The sequence below is a fragment of the Sunxiuqinia sp. sy24 genome, assembly GCF_052677165.1.
Window position 1 is genome coordinate 51,328 of the sequence record NZ_JBQYLH010000016.1, and the last position, 18,005, is coordinate 69,332.

Annotated in this window: 15 protein-coding genes and 1 tRNA gene; 7 read left to right on the forward strand and 9 right to left on the reverse strand. The window is 43.0% G+C overall.

The window, feature by feature from the left end; genetic code table 11:
• Nucleotides 1-231 precede the first annotated feature (231 nt).
• Entirely contained in the window at nucleotides 232-2,085 is a 1,854-nt protein-coding gene (locus ACUNWA_RS14095; protein WP_445592567.1) for a glycoside hydrolase family 15 protein, read from the forward strand.
• Nucleotides 2,086-2,205: 120 nt separating this feature from the next.
• On the opposite strand, the gene dnaK is transcribed toward ACUNWA_RS14095, so the two are convergent.
• Nucleotides 2,206-4,134 carry a molecular chaperone DnaK gene (gene dnaK / locus ACUNWA_RS14100; RefSeq protein ID WP_445592568.1) on the reverse strand — a complete coding sequence of 643 codons (1,929 nt, stop codon included), beginning with the start codon at nucleotides 4,132-4,134 and terminating at the stop codon, nucleotides 2,206-2,208.
• Between the two features lie 221 nt (nucleotides 4,135-4,355).
• Here dnaK and ACUNWA_RS14105 point away from each other — a divergent pair, with 221 nt between their 5' ends.
• From ACUNWA_RS14105 to ACUNWA_RS14115, 3 genes are all read left to right on the forward strand, one after another.
• Nucleotides 4,356-5,465: an acyltransferase family protein gene (locus ACUNWA_RS14105; RefSeq protein WP_445592569.1), complete on the forward strand. Its 1,110-nt coding sequence runs from the start codon at nucleotides 4,356-4,358 to the stop codon at nucleotides 5,463-5,465.
• A 125-nt stretch (nucleotides 5,466-5,590) separates the two neighbouring features.
• A complete protein-coding gene (gene panB / locus ACUNWA_RS14110; RefSeq protein ID WP_445592570.1) occupies nucleotides 5,591-6,406 on the forward strand; it encodes a 3-methyl-2-oxobutanoate hydroxymethyltransferase in 816 nt (271 codons plus the stop codon).
• A gap of 143 nt (nucleotides 6,407-6,549) precedes the next feature.
• Nucleotides 6,550-7,248, forward strand: coding sequence for an RluA family pseudouridine synthase (locus ACUNWA_RS14115; protein ID WP_445592571.1), 699 nt, complete (start codon nucleotides 6,550-6,552; stop codon nucleotides 7,246-7,248).
• A gap of 6 nt (nucleotides 7,249-7,254) precedes the next feature.
• Here the strand turns inward: ACUNWA_RS14115 and ACUNWA_RS14120 are convergent, their stop codons facing one another.
• Complete coding sequence (locus ACUNWA_RS14120; RefSeq protein ID WP_445592572.1) at nucleotides 7,255-7,746, reverse strand: cytidine deaminase; 492 nt, start codon at nucleotides 7,744-7,746, stop codon at nucleotides 7,255-7,257.
• A gap of 95 nt (nucleotides 7,747-7,841) precedes the next feature.
• On the opposite strand from ACUNWA_RS14120, the gene ACUNWA_RS14125 reads away from it, so the two are divergent.
• On the forward strand, nucleotides 7,842-8,783 hold the full coding sequence (locus ACUNWA_RS14125) for a glucosaminidase domain-containing protein (RefSeq protein WP_445592573.1): 942 nt from the start codon (nucleotides 7,842-7,844) through the stop codon (nucleotides 8,781-8,783).
• A gap of 218 nt (nucleotides 8,784-9,001) precedes the next feature.
• Here ACUNWA_RS14125 and fmt read toward each other — a convergent pair whose 3' ends face one another.
• The 7 genes from fmt to ACUNWA_RS14160 form a co-directional block, all read right to left on the reverse strand.
• Nucleotides 9,002-9,964: a methionyl-tRNA formyltransferase gene (gene fmt / locus ACUNWA_RS14130; protein WP_445592574.1), complete on the reverse strand. Its 963-nt coding sequence runs from the start codon at nucleotides 9,962-9,964 to the stop codon at nucleotides 9,002-9,004.
• A gap of 238 nt (nucleotides 9,965-10,202) precedes the next feature.
• Entirely contained in the window at nucleotides 10,203-10,424 is a 222-nt protein-coding gene (locus tag ACUNWA_RS14135; RefSeq protein ID WP_445592575.1) for a DUF5522 domain-containing protein, read from the reverse strand.
• 8 nt (nucleotides 10,425-10,432) lie between these two features.
• Nucleotides 10,433-11,656: a bifunctional 3,4-dihydroxy-2-butanone-4-phosphate synthase/GTP cyclohydrolase II gene (locus ACUNWA_RS14140; RefSeq protein WP_445592576.1), complete on the reverse strand. Its 1,224-nt coding sequence runs from the start codon at nucleotides 11,654-11,656 to the stop codon at nucleotides 10,433-10,435.
• A gap of 68 nt (nucleotides 11,657-11,724) precedes the next feature.
• Nucleotides 11,725-12,918, reverse strand: coding sequence for a glycosyltransferase family 2 protein (locus ACUNWA_RS14145; RefSeq protein WP_445592577.1), 1,194 nt, complete (start codon nucleotides 12,916-12,918; stop codon nucleotides 11,725-11,727).
• On the reverse strand, nucleotides 12,911-14,116 hold the full coding sequence (locus ACUNWA_RS14150) for a glycosyltransferase family 4 protein (protein ID WP_445592578.1): 1,206 nt from the start codon (nucleotides 14,114-14,116) through the stop codon (nucleotides 12,911-12,913). The genes ACUNWA_RS14145 and ACUNWA_RS14150 overlap by 8 nt, the downstream gene beginning before the upstream one ends.
• 94 nt (nucleotides 14,117-14,210) lie before the next feature.
• Nucleotides 14,211-15,692: an LptF/LptG family permease gene (locus tag ACUNWA_RS14155; RefSeq protein WP_445592579.1), complete on the reverse strand. Its 1,482-nt coding sequence runs from the start codon at nucleotides 15,690-15,692 to the stop codon at nucleotides 14,211-14,213.
• 64 nt (nucleotides 15,693-15,756) lie between these two features.
• Nucleotides 15,757-16,134 carry an START-like domain-containing protein gene (locus ACUNWA_RS14160; protein ID WP_445592580.1) on the reverse strand — a complete coding sequence of 126 codons (378 nt, stop codon included), beginning with the start codon at nucleotides 16,132-16,134 and terminating at the stop codon, nucleotides 15,757-15,759.
• A 264-nt stretch (nucleotides 16,135-16,398) separates the two neighbouring features.
• On the opposite strand from ACUNWA_RS14160, the gene ACUNWA_RS14165 reads away from it, so the two are divergent.
• Nucleotides 16,399-16,472 (forward strand) — tRNA-Met (locus ACUNWA_RS14165).
• Nucleotides 16,473-16,724: 252 nt separating this feature from the next.
• A complete protein-coding gene (locus tag ACUNWA_RS14170) occupies nucleotides 16,725-17,954 on the forward strand; it encodes an LL-diaminopimelate aminotransferase (RefSeq protein ID WP_445592581.1) in 1,230 nt (409 codons plus the stop codon).
• Nucleotides 17,955-18,005: the final 51 nt, after the last annotated feature.

The window sequence follows — 18,005 nt, forward strand, 5'->3', positions numbered from 1 at the left end:
ACACCTCGTTGTATGAATTGTTGATAAAGGAATTGCTGCCTTTAATCAATTTAGGGAATGTGTTGTTTTCTTTAAATATGCTTCATTTTGAAAGTTTATCGCTTCATTTTTGAAGTTTCAAGTCAATTATTTGTTGTTTTGAACTTCGGTATGAGATGTTTGATTTTCTAAAATTACCAAAATTATACCGGAATGAAAGTCTATTTCTAAAATGATGTTTAAGATTGCTGTATGAAGAATTTGAATTATGGAATAATTGGGAACTGCCGAAGTGCAGCTCTGGTGTCGGAAACCGGGTCGATTGACTGGTTGTGTTTGCCACAATTTAATTCGTCGTCGGTGTTTGCTGGTTTGTTGGACGAGCAAAAGGGGGGGAGTTTTAAAATTATTCCTAAGCACTTAAAAAAGATTACGCAGAGCTATATTTCGCGAACCAATATTTTACGAACCCATTTCGAATGTGAAGATGGCGTTTTTGAGGTGCTGGATTTTATGCCTCGCTACCGGAATCCGGATAATGGCGGATATTATCTGCCGCCTGATGTTATTCGTTATTTTAAGTGGATTGAAGGTCAGCCAGAGATACGTATCAGCTACGAGCCGAAGTTGGAGTATGCCAAGTATGAAACGAATAGTTTCATGGAGCAAGGTTGCTTTACCAACGTTGAGCAGGGTTGTTATATCAAGTCATCGACCAAGACGGGAGCGTATGACTCCTTGTATTTGTATTCCAGCTTTGACTACAACGATATTTTGGAAAGCAATGCAATTGTATTGACAGATGATGCGTATTGCCTGCTGAGTTACAACCAGAAGCTGCTGCCTCAAGATACCCGTCGCTCAAAATTGAAACTGGAGCGCACCAAGGTGTATTGGCTGAACTGGGCGGAACGGACTACTGCTTATAAATTATACAACGACGAAATTATTCGAAGTGCCCTGACCTTGAAAATGCTCAGCTTTGACAAGAGTGGAGCAATTTTGGCTGCAGTGACCACCTCCTTGCCCGAAACAATTGGGGAGGAGCGGAACTGGGATTACCGGTTCTGCTGGATTCGCGATGCCTCCATGGTGGTAAAAAATATGACATCGCTGGGACACTACCGGATGGCCCGAAAGTACCTGAGTTTCATCATCGATATTTTGCCCGATAAAGATGAAAAGATGCAGATTATGTATGGCATCAATGGGGAGAAGAAGCTGAAGGAAATGGAGCTGTCGCACTTGTCGGGCTATGAGAATTCGGCTCCGGTGCGTATTGGCAACGCGGCTTACAAACAAAAACAGAACGATATTTACGGCATCTTGCTGGATGTGATTTTTCAGCAGCTGGAGATTTATGATATCAGCCTGGAATACAGTGAAGAGCTTTGGACGATTGTCCGGAACATTATCAAGGTGGTGGAAAACAACTGGCAAAAGCCCGATCGCGGTATCTGGGAAATTCGGAATGAAAACAAGCACTTCACCTTTAGCAAAGTTCTGTGTTGGACTGCAGTGGATCGGGCAGTGAAGATTGCCAAGCTATTGCAGCGCGGCATTTACATGGAGAAATGGAGCAAACTACGCGATAAAATTCACGAGGATATTCACAAAAAAGCCTGGTCGGAGAAAAGGCAGGCTTTTACTCAAGCGTATGGATCAGAAGATCTGGATGCTTCGGTTTTACTGATGGAATCGTATGGTTTTATTAATGCTACCGATCAAAAATATGTTACCACGGTGTTGGCTATTCAACAAGATCTGGAGCAGGACGGACTGATGTTTCGCTACAAAAACAAGGATGATTTTGGCATTCCGAAATCGGCTTTTACGATCTGCTCGTTTTGGCTCACCAATGCTTTGTTTAAAATCGGGCGCAAGGAAGAAGCCATTAAGAAGTTTCATAAGTTGATGAGTTACTCCAATCATTTGGGACTTTTTAGCGAAGATCTTGATTTTAAAACCAAACGTATGTTGGGGAATTTCCCGCAAGCGTATTCACATTTGGCTTTAATTGAAACAGCGATTAATGTGTCCGAATCACAATTGTCGGAAGAAGAACTATTAATGGATTATATCCACGAAAAAAAGGGACTGTATTAGTCCCGTTTTTTTTGATTGTTTGGGCATCCAACCAATTGGATTCATTCGACAAACGATAGCCAAAAAAAATCCCCGAAGTTTACACTCCGGGGATTTTTTTTATATCAATTTTATCGTCGATTACTTGACTTCTTCGAAATCAACATCAGTTACTTCGCCGTCTTGGCTAGCTTCAGATGATTGATCACTTCCACCTTGAGCTCCTCCTGCATTGGCGTTTGGCCCGGCTTGCTCACCGCCTGCCTGAGCCTGCGCGTTATACATTTCCTGAGAGGCAGCTTGGAATACTTGGTTCAACTCGGCTGTTGCCGCATCAATGGCATCCAGGTCTTCTGCTTTGTGGGCTTCTTTCAGCTTGTTTAAAGCAGCTTCAATCGGACCTTTTTTGTCAGCTGGAAGTTTATCGCCAAACTCTTTCAGTTGTTTTTCAGTTTGGAAGATTAATCCGTCTGCCTGGTTCATCTTGTCTACTTTCTCACGAGCTTTTTTGTCCGCATCCGCATTGGCTTCCGCTTCCGTTTTCATCTTTTGGATTTCATCATCGCTCAAGCCCGAAGAGGCCTCAATACGGATAGACTGTGATTTTCCAGTTGCTTTATCTTTTGCGTGAACATGCAAAATACCATTGGCGTCAATGTCAAATGCCACTTCAATTTGTGGAACTCCACGTGGTGCTGGTGGTAATCCGTCGAGGTGGAAGCGTCCGATGGTTTTGTTTCCATTGGCCATAGGGCGCTCTCCTTGCAATACGTGAATCTCAACAGATGGCTGGTTGTCAGCAGCTGTTGTAAAGGTTTCTGTTTTCTTGGTTGGGATTGTCGTGTTCGACTCAATCAATTTAGTCATCACACCACCCATGGTTTCAATACCTAATGATAGCGGAGTAACATCAAGCAAAAGTACATCTTTAACTTCTCCTGTTAGCACACCACCTTGAATGGCAGCACCTACAGCAACAACCTCATCAGGGTTAACTCCTTTTGAAGGCGCTTTTCCGAAGAATTGTTGTACTTTTTCCTGAATAGCTGGAATACGTGTTGATCCACCAACCAATAAAATCTCATCGATATCAGATGCCGATAAGCCAGCATTTTTCAAGGCTTTTTTACAAGGCTCGATTGTGGCATTGATTAAGCTGTCAGCTAATTGCTCAAATTTCGCACGAGTCAGTGTTTTTACCAAGTGTTTTGGCACACCGTCAACCGGCATAATATAAGGCAGGTTGATTTCTGTTTGTGTTGAACTTGATAATTCAATTTTGGCTTTCTCGGCAGCTTCTTTCAATCGCTGAAGCGCCATTGGGTCTCTACGAAGGTCAATGCCTTCATTGCTTTTAAATTCATCTGCCAACCAGTCGATTAGCACTTGGTCAAAGTCATCACCACCAAGGTGAGTGTCACCATCGGTTGATTTTACTTCGAAAACACCGTCACCCAATTCCAGGATGGAGATATCGAAAGTTCCACCACCCAAGTCAAAAACGGCAACTTTCATGTCGCGGTCCATTTTATCCAAGCCATAAGCCAATGAGGCTGCCGTTGGCTCGTTAATGATTCGACGTACTTGCAAGCCTGCAATTTCTCCAGCTTCTTTAGTCGCTTGACGTTGTGAGTCGTTAAAATAAGCAGGAACAGTGATAACCGCTTCAGTCACTTCTTGTCCCAGGTAATCTTCGGCTGTTTTCTTCATTTTTTGAAGAACCATGGCAGAAATTTCCTGTGGTGAGTATTTTCTGTCATCAATCTGAACACGAGGTGTGTTGTTGTCACCTTTAATTACTTTATAAGGAACCCGTGAAACTTCTTTGCTGAGGTTGTCATAGCTCTCACCCATGAATCGTTTGATGGAGGATACTGTTTTTTCGGGGTTGGTAATAGCCTGACGTTTGGCAGGATCACCAATTTTACGTTCTCCGTTTTCTACAAATGCAACGGTTGAAGGTGTTGTTCTTTTTCCTTCGCTGTTAGGGATAACAACAGGCTCGTTTCCTTCCATTACGGAAACGCATGAGTTTGTTGTTCCTAAATCAATTCCAATTATTTTTCCCATGGTAATTGTATTTTTATTTTTAATGATTCCTAGTTGAAATTAAATTCACGATCAAGAATAGTCAATGATTATGCCAAGGGAAATTCCTCCCCTTGAAATGCAATATTGGCACAATGCGTGGGCTGAATAAAAATCACGCTGACATATTTGGTGACAAAAAGACAGCGGTTGTCCTTTTTTTTCTATTTTTAGGCTGCTAATCAATTAAACGTAATAAATCAATGAACTCAAATGAGATTAGAACGGAAAAGAAGGAGCGACTGCTTTCTCTTGATGCCCTGAGGGGATTTGACATGTTTTGGATTACTGGCGGAAGTATGTTGGCCATTTTTTTAGGCAAGACCTTCGGATTTGAATGGTTGATCAATCAAATGGAGCATGTCGAATGGGTCGGACTGCATATGTATGATTTAATTTTCCCTCTGTTCATGTTCATCTCAGGAGTTGCTATTCCTTATGCCTTGATTTCGAAGCTTGAAAAAAATGTTCCGCAAAAAACACTGCTGGCTAAAGTAACGAAGCGGATGGTTATTTTGGTTGTTCTTGGTGTTATTTATAATGGTGCTTTAAGTGGCGACTTAAGCAATATTCGTTTTGCGAGTGTGCTGGGCCAAATTGGGCTGGCTTATTTTTTCGCATCGGCCATTGTTGTTTATACCAAATCGTTTGCTAGCCGCTTGTATTGGCTGGCTGGCATGTTGGTCGGCTATGCCTTGATTCAACTGTTTGTTCCTGTTCCTGGTATTGGTGCCGGCGTGTTAACCCCCGAGGGATGCATTAATGGTTATATCGATCGTCTGTTGCTTCCCGGTCGGTTACATGGTGAGGTGTTTGATCCAGAGGGCTTGCTGTGTATTGTTTCGGCTGCGGGAATTACCCTGATGGGCTCTGTTGCCGGTCATTTCTTGCGCGAACAAAGCCGGACACCCTGGGAGAAAATCAGTATTCTTTCTATTATTGGAGTCGGCTTATTCCTGGTGGGATGGGCCTTGCATCCGGTTTATCCGATTATCAAATCAGCCTGGACTACTTCGTTTAACCTTGCAGCTGGAGGAATCAGTTTTTTATTGATGGCCTTTTTCTATCTGATTATTGATGTGTTAAAATGGCAGAAATGGTCTTTCTATTTCCGGGTTATCGGCATGAACTCCATATTTGTGTATTTATTTGTCCGTTTTATCGATGTCTCAAAGCTGACCAATTCCCTGTTTGGTTGGTCTCCTGAACTCCTGGGCGATTTTGGCCAATTGATCTGGATCATAGGCTGGCTGGGGATTATCTGGTCGGTGTTATATTATATGTATCGCAAGCAAGTTTTCTTAAGAGTATAACAACAAAGGGCTGCCATCGGCAGCCCTTTGTTGTTATATCTGGATTAAGTTGCTGGTTTGCTTGATCTGGATCAATACGAACTTATAAATTCGTACTTTTGTACTTTAATAGAATTTGAAACGTTATGTCAGTACATAAAGAAGTTAAGCGAGTAACAACTCATGTTCTTTCAGAAATGAAACTGAAAGGTGAAAAAATATCCATGCTGACCAGCTATGATTATAGTATGGCCAAGTTGGTGGATGAAGCCGGGATTGATGTCATTCTGGTTGGTGATTCAGCCTCCAATGTGATGTCGGGAAATGAAACAACGCTTCCGATTACTTTGGATCAGATGATTTACCATGGAACTTCTGTGGTAAAAGCAGCCAACCGTGCGTTGGTAGTCGTTGATTTACCTTTTGGAACTTACCAAGGGAACAGCAAAGAAGCTTTAAGTTCAGCTATTCGAATTATGAAAGAAACGGCTGCCGATGCAGTGAAGCTGGAAGGCGGTCAGGAAGTTATTGAGTCGGTAAGCCGCATTTTGTCAGCAGGCATTCCGGTTATGGGGCACCTAGGATTGATGCCGCAGTCGATTCATAAGTATGGTACTTATACGGTGCGAGCCAAACAAGAGGAGGAAGCGAAAAAGTTGATTGAAGATGCGAAGTTGCTGGAAGAAGCTGGGTGTTTCGCCATTGTACTGGAAAAAATTCCGGCTGCATTGGGAACAGAAGTTGCAGAATCCGTTAAAATCCCGATCATCGGAATTGGTGCCGGTAGTGGTGTCGATGGCCAGGTATTGGTGATTCATGATATGCTGGGAATTACGCAGGAATTTTCGCCTCGCTTTTTACGCCGTTATCACAACCTGGCAACCGAAATCAAAGGAGCTGTTGGCAGTTACATCGATGATGTTAAATCAGTCAATTTTCCCAACGAACGGGAACAATATTAAGATTGGTTATTGGTCGTACAATAGTCACTGACAGGAACTGCTGGCAACTCGTTAAGAGTAGTTGGCAGTTACATAAGTAATTTCTCAATATATAGCAGCTCGTATTTCAGTTATCCAATAACAAGTTATCTAATTACCAAATCATGCAAGTTATTTACGAAGACAATCACATTATTGCAGTCAATAAAGCCTGTGGCGAAATTGTACAGGGTGATAAAACAGGTGATGAAACACTAATTGATCAGGTGAAAGCCTACATCAAGAAAAAATACAATAAGCCTGGTGATGTATTTCTGGGCTCACCTCATCGGCTGGATCGGCCAACCAGTGGGGTGGTTCTGTTTGCACGGACTAGCAAGGCATTGACTCGGCTGAGTGAAATGTTTCAGGATAAGGATGCCATTAAAAAGACCTACTGGGCGGTGGTAGACGTGTTGCCTGAGGAAATGGAGGATACTCTTGAGCATTACCTGTGGAAAGATGAAGGCAAGAATAAAAGCTATGCTTCACCTACGCCGAAACCCAAAAAAGGGGCTCGTTTTTGTAGTTTGACTTATAAGCATCGGGCCAGTTTGAATCGTTTTCATTTGTTGGAGGTTGATTTGCAAACTGGTCGTCATCACCAAATTCGTGTACAGCTGGCTAAAATTGGTTGTCACATTAAAGGTGATTTGAAATACGGAGCAGCCCGAAGCAATCAAGGAGGCGGAATTCATTTGCATGCCCGTAAGTTGGAGTTTATCCATCCTGTGAGTAAAAAAGCCCTGAAAATTGTAGCTCAACCACCTAAGGGAGATGCTATTTGGAGTGAGCTGGTCCAGATTAAGGAATTAAAAGAGTAGTGCTTGTCAGACAATTGATTTCAATGAATTGCCGTTGAAACTCAAGGGTAAAAGATCATTGATATTGTCAAGCACTTCAATCTTATTGGAACTATCCAGAATTACGCGAATCGGTTTTTTAAATCGATGTTGTGCTTCTAGCATCACTTGCCTGCAGGCGCCGCAGGGGCTGACATTGGCCGCTGGTTGTCCATTTTGATCAACGGCTGTTACCACAAGGGTTTCGATCGCTAAATCAGGGTAGTTTCCATTGGCCCAGAAAATGACTGCTCGCTCGGCGCAGGTTCCCAGTGGGCTGGAAGCATTTTCCTGATTGTTGCCCGTTACAATCGTCCCATTCTCAAGACGAAGAGCGCTCCCAACAAGATAGTTGGAATAGGGAGCGTAGGCTTGCAAGGCTGATGCCCGTGCCCGGCGTATCAATTCTTGATCAGGAGTCGATAGTTCCTCCAGTTTTTCAAACTCTGAGATACTAATTCTAATTTCTTTCGTTTTCATAGGGAGGCTTTGCCCAAATTTACATTTTTTTGTTTAGTTATGCCAACGCTTTAAATACAGGCAGCTTTTTTTATTTTTGTTAAAAACTTTGGTTTATGATCCGAAAAACGTCGTTAAGTATTTTCTTCCTGATATTGGTTCTGCTTGGCTTTGGCCAACGAATTAACACGCGTGAAGAATACATTAAAAAATACGCCGAACTGGCCGTCAGTGAAATGATTCGAAGTGGTGTTCCTGCAAGTGTTACCTTGGCACAAGCCTGTTTGGAGTCGGGGAATGGGAATTCTACCCTTAGTGTGAAAAGTAACAACCACTTTGGAATTAAATGTAAAAGTAGCTGGAACGGCAAGCGGGTGTATCATGATGATGATGCGAAGGGAGAATGTTTTCGTCGCTACAATTCAGTTGAGGAATCATTTTGGGATCACTCGGATTTTTTGTTGCTAAATCCGCGTTATGCTTCACTCTTCAACTTGAAAACGACAGACTATAAAGGTTGGGCCAAGGGACTTAAAAAGGCGGGGTATGCAACCAATCCGCATTATGCCAATCATTTAATTCGGATTATTGAAGAGCATAAGTTGTACCTCTACGACGAAGGAATTGATCAATCGCGGATAGCCCGAATCAGGCAGGTTCATCGGCCGGCTGATGGTCGAAATTTGATTAATCCTTACCAAACGCGAAAAGTGGTGTTACGCAATGGGCTGAAGTCAATTGTTGTTAAAGCGGGCGATACTTTCCAACGAATTGCTCAGGAGTTTGATATGAAGGAATGGGAAGTATATACGTATAATGATTACCCTAGAGGGCATCAACCGCAGGAAAATGAGATTTTATACATTGAGCCAAAACAACGAAGAGCAGCGAAAAAACATCGGACTCATCGTTTTGAAGAAGACGATACGATGCATTTTATTGCACAACGCTATGGCATAAAGCTGAAACGGCTCTATCGACTCAATCGGCTGAAGCCGGGAGAACGGCCAGAAACTGGCTCTTCGGTTTATCTGCGAAAAAAGAAACCTCGCCATTAGTTAGGCTGTCTTGTTTGGGCGATAATTGGATTCCCTTTTGTAGGACGAGAAAGTTAGCATAAGAGCAATCGACTAAGCAATCAATGCTGATTTTGCAGTCAGTCGTGACATTCTTTTTTGAAGATCAAATAGTTTTCGAAAGGAAAGTGGTTTAGCTCAATAAAAATATGGTCAGCATGTAAAATAGCCCCTGTTTCTTGGGGCTATTTTACATGCTTTTATTTTGTTTCGAGCTTGTTGATGCCGTGGTAGCCTCGAAGAAAATCTTCTGTTTTCATTCGTTTCTTACCCGATAGTTGAAGATCGGTAATATTTAGCCAAGCATCGGCTGCTGCAATCTTTAGGTATGTTTTTTCATCCGATTCAATAGTGCCTGGAACGAGGTTGGCTGCTTCTTCCAACTCAGCAAAGAAAATTTTTAAAGCCAACGATTGCCCCTTGTCATCCTGCAGTTCAGTCCATGCTGCCGGATAGGGTGAAAGCCCACGGATGAGGTTACGAATTTGCTCACCGGAGTTTGACCAGTCAATTCGGCAATCATCTTTAAAAATTTTAGGCGCCGGTTTCAGTTCAGCTGTTTGAATTTCGTCCTGTTCCAGTGGCGTGTAATCTCCTTCAGCTAAAGCATCCACTGTTTTTACAACGAGTTGAGCTCCAATTACCATAAGGCGGTCATGGATATCGCCTACCGTGTCATTGGCGTGGATGGGCGTTTTTTTGTGAAACAAAATGGCGCCGGTGTCAATTTCGTGCGATAATAAGAACGTGGTTACGCCGGTTTCTTTTTCACCATTGATAACAGCCCAGTTTAGTGGCGCAGCTCCGCGGTATTGAGGCAGTAAAGAACCATGTAGGTTGAATGTTCCCAGCCGTGGCATGCGCCATACAATTTCGGGTAGCATCCGAAAGGCTACTACAACCTGCAGATCGGCTTTTAGGCTCTCCAGTTCTTCAATGAATGCCGGATTTTTCAGTTTTTCGGGTTGTAAGACACGCAGCCCTTTTTCCGAAGCATATTTTTTTACGGCTGATTCCTGCAGTTTTCTTCCTCTGCCGGCAGGTTTGTCCGGGGCCGTGATGACACCTACAATGTGGTAGTCATTTTCAACTAAGGCGGCTAAACTTGTGACAGCAAAATCGGGGGTACCCATAAAAACGATGCGTGAATCTTTTCCGGTCATATTTTCTTATTTTGTACAAAGATACTTTTAAAGCAGAAGAAATTCCAACTTCCAATCGCAGTTTTCGGGCACAGTAGCCACGTTCTGTGTTCAATTGCAGTAGCAGCATTGAGAGGGAAGAGGCACGCGACGAGCATTCAGCATTCACTCAACGAGTCGAAATATGAATTGGATGAACGGACCTGCTTTCATGATAGAATTAATTTTGGGCATAAAAAAAGCCGGCTTTTCGAGCCGGCTAGTCTTTATATTTTCGAGCCACATCGGGCCTGAGTTTGCGGTTTCCCTTTTGGGCTTTTGGGTCGTAGGGACAGTGCTTACATCCGTTGGAACAGCAATAGCCCCGTTTCACCAAATAACTTTCAGTCATTACGCGGTAGCCTTCCTTACTTAGGTAATAATCTTCCCCTTCAACCGAGTTGTCGTAGCTGTCGGGAAATAAGTGATCAAACATTCCCATATGACAGCTTATTCGTATTTAAACTTTTGAAGAAAATGGCCCATACGGTCACGTTTGGTTTTCAGGTACCGCTGGTTGTATTCGTTAGGAGCTACTTCAACCGGAATGGTTTCGGTAACCGTCAGTCCATAACCTTCTATGCCCACGCGTTTGATTGGGTTGTTAGTCAGCAACTTCATTTTATGAACACCAATTTTTCGCAGGATTTGAGCGCCTACACCATAGTCGCGTTCGTCGGGCTGAAACCCGAGGTGAATGTTGGCATCAATGGTGTCCAAGCCTTCATCCTGAAGTTTGTAAGCGGCAATTTTATTCATGAGTCCGATGCCACGACCTTCCTGCATCATATAAACAATAACTCCTTTTCCGGCCTTCTCAATCATTTCCATCGATTTATGCAGCTGGTCGCCACATTCGCATCGCATCGATCCAAAAATATCGCCAGTCATACAAGAAGAGTGCATCCGAACGAGGATTTCTTCATTTTCTTCCCAGCTACCTTTAATCAGCGCAACATGTTCTGCTCCATTTGATTTTTGGCGGAAAGGAATAATGCGGAAATCGCCATACTTGGTTGGCATGCTTACTTCTTCTCCTTGATCTATAAGGCTTTCTGTTTCCAGAAGGTAAGCAATGAGGTCTTCAATCGAAATAATTTTCAGATCGAATTTCTCAGCCACTTCCATCAATTGTGGAAGGCGGGCCATAGTCCCATCTTCGTTCATGATTTCAACCAGCACACCAGCAGGTTTCAGTCCGGCTAAGCGCGCCAGGTCAACGGCTGCCTCGGTATGCCCGGTACGACGAAGTACCCCGCGGTCTTTGGCTTTTAGCGGGAAGATATGTCCGGGACGTCCCAATTCTTCCGGATCGGTGTTATCATTGGCCAATGCCTGGATGGTTTTTGCCCGGTCGCTGGCTGAGATGCCTGTTGTGCATCCGTGTCCAGTTAAATCAACTGATACGGTAAATGGTGTTTGATGAGAGGAAGTATTTTTCCCCACCATGAGTTCAAGTTCCAGCTCTTCGCATCGACTTTCCGTCAAGGGTACACAAATTAATCCCCGGCCGTGTGTGGCCATGAAATTCACTTTCTCGGGAGTAATCAGTTCTGCCGCAGCAATAAAGTCACCCTCGTTCTCACGATCTTCATCGTCAATAACGATGATGAGATCACCGTTCCTGATGGCATCAATTGCCTCCGGTATGGTATTTAATTTGAACTCGCTCATTATAATTATCTGGTTTCCAAAATGCAGGTGCAAAATTAAAGAAAAATATCGGTTTATAAATGATAAAATTACACCTTCGAGCGTTTTGACTTCTCCCATATGGCCGGTTGCTTGCCTCTGAGGTAGCGTATGATCCCTTTGATAGAGGCGTAATTCATTGCGACAAAATAGTAGGGGATGAATACTGTTTTGAAGCGAAGGTGTCGGTTTTCAAGAAGGTAGCCGGTGCCGGCAATCAAATACAGAACAAGCTGACAATAAAAAAAGAAGGTGTAGAAATTCGAAAGGTTTTGGGTTGGAGTTTCAGCTAAAATTAAAAAATTGATAATAAAAAGGAGAAACAGAGCGAAGGGGGCAATGGTCCATCGTAAAACCTTATGTGAAAAATATTGAAAGCTGAGCCAGCCAAACTGAAAAGGGTTGAGTAGCTGGGGAAACCGGAAAACGCTTTGCATGCCGCCGGCCGCAATTCTTGTTTTTCGTTTCAGTTCTTCTTTCACATTGGCTGAAGCCGTTTCCACGGCATAGGCTTCGGGAGCATAAGCAATTTTGTATCCTTTGCCGGCAATGCGAAGCGAAATAATAAAATCATCGAGTAAGGTGTCGGCAGGAATGTCTTCATAGAGGGCGGTGCGGATGGCAAACAGTTCGCCTGCGGCTCCTACAGCTGAGTTGAATCGGGCATCCATTTGTTTGATAAACGATTCGAGTTTCCAGTAAAAGCCTTCACCCGAGGATGCAGCAGTGTCCAGATCTTTTTTCTTGATACGTTTTTCGCCCGCTACACAGCCGATTGTTGAATCCTGAAATGGCCGGATAATCTCCTGAATCGCATTCTCGCTTAGTAGGGTATTGCTGTCGGAAAAGATGACAAAGGGGGCTTTTACAAGCTGCATTCCCCGATTTATGGCATGAATTTTACCTCGTCTTTCCGAAAGGTGCTCGACCTGGATCTCCGGATAGTGTTGAAGCCACTCGGTGGTTCCGTCATTAGAGCCATCAGTCATCCATAAATACTGAATCTTATCCTTTGGGTAGTTTAGTTTGAAGGAATTTTGAACTTTGAGTTCCACCACATCTAGCTCGTTGTAAGCGGTGACGAACAGGCATACATCAGGCATTCCTCCTGGGTCTTGTTTTGCTGGTTTTACTGGCTTTCGAGGGAGTTGCCTGATGCTGGCCAGAATCCAGATTACGAAGGCATAGCCCACATAGGTGTAAACTACAAGGAAGAGTAATATCCAAAAGAAAATCTCAGCCATGAAGGTGTTGCTTGTAAAAGTCGATTAAAGACTCGGCAATGGCTAAGTTATCAAATTTTTCGTGAATAAAATCAATGGCATTTTTACACAACTGGTCGTAAAGATCCCGGTTTCCGATCAGCTGACTGATCGTTTGTATGAATTCATCGGCATCATCTACCAATAGAATGTGCTTGCCTTTTTGTACGGCAATCCCTTCGGCACCAATGGTGGTTGACACGATGGCCTTGCCCAGTGCCAGCCCTTCAATGATTTTGACACGCATGCCACTTCCTGATAACAAGGGGACAACCATAATGGCTTTGGAGTTCATAAACGTATAGGCATCTTCAATCTCACCCAGGAAGATGACGTTTTTATAATGAAGCTTTGCCTGCAACCACTCGGGTGCATTTCTTCCGGCTACGTAAAATTTTAAGTTGGGATATTGCTTATGAAGCTTGCTCCATACATTTTCCAGAAACCAGAGCAAACCTTCCTGATTGGGTGCCCAGTCTAAGGCACCAAGGTGAAAAAGGGATGGGTATTCGAGCTGTCCAGCTTTGGGAACCAATGTGGCGAGGTCAATTCCCGTTTGCGCTGTATGTCTTGGTTTTTTGTTGCCAAGCTGATCTAAAATTTCACCGTCCCGGTCGGTTATTGGAACCAGTAAATCATACTTATTTAGTTGGCTAAGCTCAAATTGTTTAATGCGCTGGGCTAGCCCTTTCAGGTATATTCGTTTGAGGCCAGGAGTTACCAAGGCTGTGCGTTCCCAAATTTCATGTTCCACGTTGTGTGCCCGGTAGGCAATCTGAGCCTTGGAATATTCCCGGATTGTTGGAATGTAGGAACAGAGGTAAAGTCCTTCAAGCTGAATCAAATCAAATTCGGTCTCTTTTAAAAGCTTGGTAAGTTGTCGGTTGAAATCCACCTCCATAAAACGAGTGGCATTGTATGGTAATTTTGAAAAGAGCAAGTTTGCGATTGCGCCAAACAGCGTTATTTTTGCTGGAACATCGGCAAGTTTCAAATGCATCTTTTCCTTCAGGTCATCCGGAATTTCTTCGATTTGTATCTGATGTTTCCGGGTGTTCATGGCTAACACATGAACCTCATGTCCTAAAAGGGAGAACCCTTTAGCCATGGTAAGCATCGCAATTGCCCCCCCATCTTTGGGAGGCCATGGGCTTTTATGGCAAAGCTGAAGAATTCTCATGCTTTGTGGAGCTTGCTTGATATTGAAAACACTACTTCATGAATAAGTTTGTTGTTATGTTTATGAGTTAGATGTGTCATGCTAGGCTCTGGTTCTAATTCGTATCCGTTTTTTCTTTCCGGTTGAACAGGAAGCGGAACAAACGTTTTAAGTTGTGTTGATAAGTCTCAATGTTTAAAAGTCCCGAGTCGTTAGCCGACTTGTAGGTTAGGAACATGCCTAAAGGTAAAAAGAGGTAGGTCGAAAACCACATACCATTGGTCATATTCCACATGTCTTCGCGGGCAAACTTTTCGCCAGAAATGGATACCATGTAGTAAGTAATGAACATCAATATGGAAACAACAACTGGCATTCCTAGTCCTCCTTTTCGAATGATAGCGCCAAGCGGAGCTCCAATGAAAAAGAAAATAAGGCAAGCTACCGACCACGTAAATTTGCGGTGTTTCTCCATAGTCACCTTGTTGATAAAGTTCTTTCGGCTGTATAGCTCATTCAGGTTTTGGTTAATCGTTTGTTGATTGGAGCGAGCCTGGCCTAGTGCCGTGCTTAAAAGCTCATTCTGAACGTGCGTATCCAGCGATTGGTAAAGCTCTTCGAAATTAACCAAGGTGTCGGCCTGTACGTGATAGTCCTTTTTTAGTGAGTCAATAGGTTGTGTTAAATTGAGCACCGCGCTAGTTAAAGGCTTCGGGTAATTCATTGAAATGGCAAAGCGTCTGACTCGGGCCGAATATTCATTGTAAAGTGAATCTTCCTGATTGGTGAGCTGATTCATGTTCATCATTTTATAGGCGCTCCTCATCCGGTTTTCATCGGTCCGTTGAAAATCAAACCCTTCCAGCGGAATTGTAGCTACCTCTTTCCCAAAGCGTTCACGCCTAAAAGCAAAGGTTCGGTTTTTTCCTCGTTTATTGGGTTCCAAATTTGTGGCTGATTGACCGTCATACAGGGTCATCACCATGTATTTTTTATCTTCTGAAATTTTCATGGATCCGGAATCTGCAACGGTCACTTTAATATTCCCTTTATTGTCCCTATGATCATAGATCATCAAGCCATAAAGCATATTGCTTTTGTTGCTTTTTCGTTCCACTTTGATGCTGTAGCCGTCTATTTCATTAGTGAATACGCCTTCGGAGATAATCATTTCCGGCTTTTGTTTCTTCACACTCACCAGTAACGCCCCGAATTTCAGGTTGGTTTTGGGGAGTATGTTGTTCGAGAAATAAAAGGCAAATAAACTTAAGGCTATTGCAACAACAATTAATGGGCGCATGATGCGAAACAGCGAAATACCGGAAGCTTTAATGGCAACCAATTCGTAGTTTTCGCCCAGGTTACCAAAGGTCATGATGGAGGCCAGAAGCATGGCCAATGGAAAAGCCATGGGAATTAATGCAAATGAGGCATAAAGCAGCAGCTCAGCTACAATGCTCCATTCCAGTCCTTTGCCAACCATGTCGTCGATGTACTTCCAAAGGAATTGCATCAGAAGGACAAAAACAACGATGAAAAAAGTCATCAGGAATGGCCCGAAAAAAGTCTTTAAAATAAATAAGTGCAGTCGTTTCATATTCTATTCTTGGAAACGAATACAAAGCTAAGGTATTTTCGAGAAATAGAAAGTTAAAAAACGCTTAACAGCCCAAGAGGTGTTTTAGGTCAGCAATCTGAGAATTCCATAGGCTTGTGGTTTCTTCTGATTCGTCGGCATCCGAGAAATCAATCACAATTAGCGAAACATCACCGGTCAGCTCATCTTTGGAGATTTTAAATTCGAAATAGCTGTCCTCTTCGTCGATCCAGTTAAAGCGAACAAGGCGGTCTTCTTTGTGTGATGTCTTTTCAGCTTGCTGTTCCGCGCCTTCCCATACGAAAGTAAATATGTTACCTTTCACTTTTACGTCATCAGCAAACCACTCGGCCAGCCCCGAGGCTGAGCTTAGTCGGTTAAACAATACTTTGGGTGAGCAATTTATAGGGAACTCTAGCCGGATTTTAGTTTTTTCAGTCATCGGAATTTCGTTTTGTGCAATATAGGTATTATGGATCAATATAGCAATCAGTTATACGTTCGGGGCGAAAAATCTTAGTTATTTCTATTTGTTCCTTGTTTTGTTTGAAAGAAATTCATGTTGAAACAGGCATCTTAAAATGTTGAATAGTTGGAAGAAACAGCCAAGTCTTATTTCTTGTTTTGAAATTCATGGAAAAAAAAGTTCCAATGTGTTTATGGTGACAAAAAATAAATACTATATTTGCAACCGCTAAAAAACAATGGCGAGGTAGCTCAGCTGGTTAGAGCGCATGATTCATAATCATGAGGTCGGCGGTTCAAGCCCGCCTCTCGCTACTGAAAGCAAGGCAGTTAAGGATATCCTTAACTGCCTTTTTTATTTAAAAACTATTTCAGCTTCGAAATAGAAATTTTCCGGATTTCTTCATTTGTTTGATTCTAAGGATTGGCTGCAAAAAGGACGGGGGGTGGCCTCTCGCTGTTGAAATTTGTTTGACATTTTAGGCAGAAACAAAGCAATTTCATACCTTTGTGCGCCTGAAATTGAACAAATTCATAGAAAATAATCACTAAAAATAAAGAATTGATATGGCATTGATTAATGAGCATTATCTGAAATTGCAAGCGGGCTATTTGTTTCCCGAAATTGGACGACGTGTTAGTGAATTCGCAGCGGCAAATCCCGATAAAAAAATTATTAAGATGGGAATTGGGGATGTTACTCGTCCATTGGTTCCTACGGTGCTGAAAGCTTTTCACGAAGGTGTTGATGAACAAGGAAAAGCAGAGTCGTTTAAAGGCTACGGACCTGAGCAAGGCTACGAATTTTTGCGCAAGGCAATTGCAGAGCATGCCTATCAGGCCAACGGAATCGATATTCCGGCTGATGATATTATTGTTTCGGATGGTTCGAAGTGCGACACTGGAAATATCCAGGAGATTTTTGGAGCCAGCAATAAAATTGCCATTTGCGATCCGGTTTACCCGGTTTATGCTGACACAACAGTAATGTCAGGAAAAACAGGTGTTTGCCAGTCGAATGGTTATTACGAAGGGGTGATTTACATGCCTTGTACCGAAGAAAATGGATTTACTCCTGAGCTTCCAACTGAGCGTCCTGATCTGATTTTCCTTTGCTATCCGAATAACCCAACCGGAACGGTTGCCAGCAAAGAAGAACTGACGAAGTGGGTGAACTATGCCCGCGAAAATATGTGTATCATTTTATTTGATGCCGCTTATGAAGCCTTTATCACCGATGATTCTATCCCACGTTCTATTTTCGAAATTGAAGGTGCGAAAGAAGTAGCGATTGAGTTCCGCAGCTTTTCGAAAACTGCTGGATTTACCGGAACTCGTTGTGCGTTTACGGTAATTCCCGAAGAACTGAAAGCCTACGATAGCGAAGGCAATGCCCATTCGGTGAAGAAATTGTGGTTGCGTCGTCACTCCACAAAGTTTAATGGGGTATCTTATCCTGTTCAAAAGGCTGCCGCTTCGGTATACACTCCTGAGGGTAAAAAAGAGGTGGCTGAAGTTATTGCTTATTACCTCGAAAATGCTCGCATCATGCGTGAGAGCTTGAAGGAAATTGGCTACTCGGTTTACGGCGGAATAAATGCTCCTTACGTTTGGGTAAAAACCAAAGGAGGAATGACTTCCTGGGAATTTTTCGATAAGGTGTTGAGTGAGGCGAATGTGGTTGGTACGCCAGGCTCTGGCTTCGGCCCTGCTGGCGAAGGTTACTTCCGTTTTTCAGCTTTTGCCGATCGCGACAGTGTAATTGAAGCCATGACGCGCGTCAAGAATTTGAGCTAATCAAAAATAGAGATTAATGGAAAGCCTTGGTATTAAATTATCAAGGCTTTT

What these genes read in the sequence shown, in the direction of transcription:
- ACUNWA_RS14140 (WP_445592576.1), bottom strand. Translation starts at nt 11,656, where the DNA reads ATGAGCGAGTTCAAATTAAATACCATACCGGAGGCAATTGATGCCATC.
- ACUNWA_RS14125 (WP_445592573.1), top strand. Translation starts at nt 7,842, where the DNA reads ATGATCCGAAAAACGTCGTTAAGTATTTTCTTCCTGATATTGGTTCTG.
- ACUNWA_RS14160 (WP_445592580.1), bottom strand. Translation starts at nt 16,134, where the DNA reads ATGACTGAAAAAACTAAAATCCGGCTAGAGTTCCCTATAAATTGCTCA.
- ACUNWA_RS14155 (WP_445592579.1), bottom strand. Translation starts at nt 15,692, where the DNA reads ATGAAACGACTGCACTTATTTATTTTAAAGACTTTTTTCGGGCCATTC.
- ACUNWA_RS14120 (WP_445592572.1), bottom strand. Translation starts at nt 7,746, where the DNA reads ATGAAAACGAAAGAAATTAGAATTAGTATCTCAGAGTTTGAAAAACTG.
- ACUNWA_RS14150 (WP_445592578.1), bottom strand. Translation starts at nt 14,116, where the DNA reads ATGAGAATTCTTCAGCTTTGCCATAAAAGCCCATGGCCTCCCAAAGAT.
- ACUNWA_RS14115 (WP_445592571.1), top strand. Translation starts at nt 6,550, where the DNA reads ATGCAAGTTATTTACGAAGACAATCACATTATTGCAGTCAATAAAGCC.
- panB (WP_445592570.1), top strand. Translation starts at nt 5,591, where the DNA reads ATGTCAGTACATAAAGAAGTTAAGCGAGTAACAACTCATGTTCTTTCA.
- fmt (WP_445592574.1), bottom strand. Translation starts at nt 9,964, where the DNA reads ATGACCGGAAAAGATTCACGCATCGTTTTTATGGGTACCCCCGATTTT.
- ACUNWA_RS14095 (WP_445592567.1), top strand. Translation starts at nt 232, where the DNA reads ATGAAGAATTTGAATTATGGAATAATTGGGAACTGCCGAAGTGCAGCT.
- ACUNWA_RS14145 (WP_445592577.1), bottom strand. Translation starts at nt 12,918, where the DNA reads ATGGCTGAGATTTTCTTTTGGATATTACTCTTCCTTGTAGTTTACACC.
- ACUNWA_RS14135 (WP_445592575.1), bottom strand. Translation starts at nt 10,424, where the DNA reads ATGGGAATGTTTGATCACTTATTTCCCGACAGCTACGACAACTCGGTT.
- dnaK (WP_445592568.1), bottom strand. Translation starts at nt 4,134, where the DNA reads ATGGGAAAAATAATTGGAATTGATTTAGGAACAACAAACTCATGCGTT.
- ACUNWA_RS14105 (WP_445592569.1), top strand. Translation starts at nt 4,356, where the DNA reads ATGAACTCAAATGAGATTAGAACGGAAAAGAAGGAGCGACTGCTTTCT.
- ACUNWA_RS14170 (WP_445592581.1), top strand. Translation starts at nt 16,725, where the DNA reads ATGGCATTGATTAATGAGCATTATCTGAAATTGCAAGCGGGCTATTTG.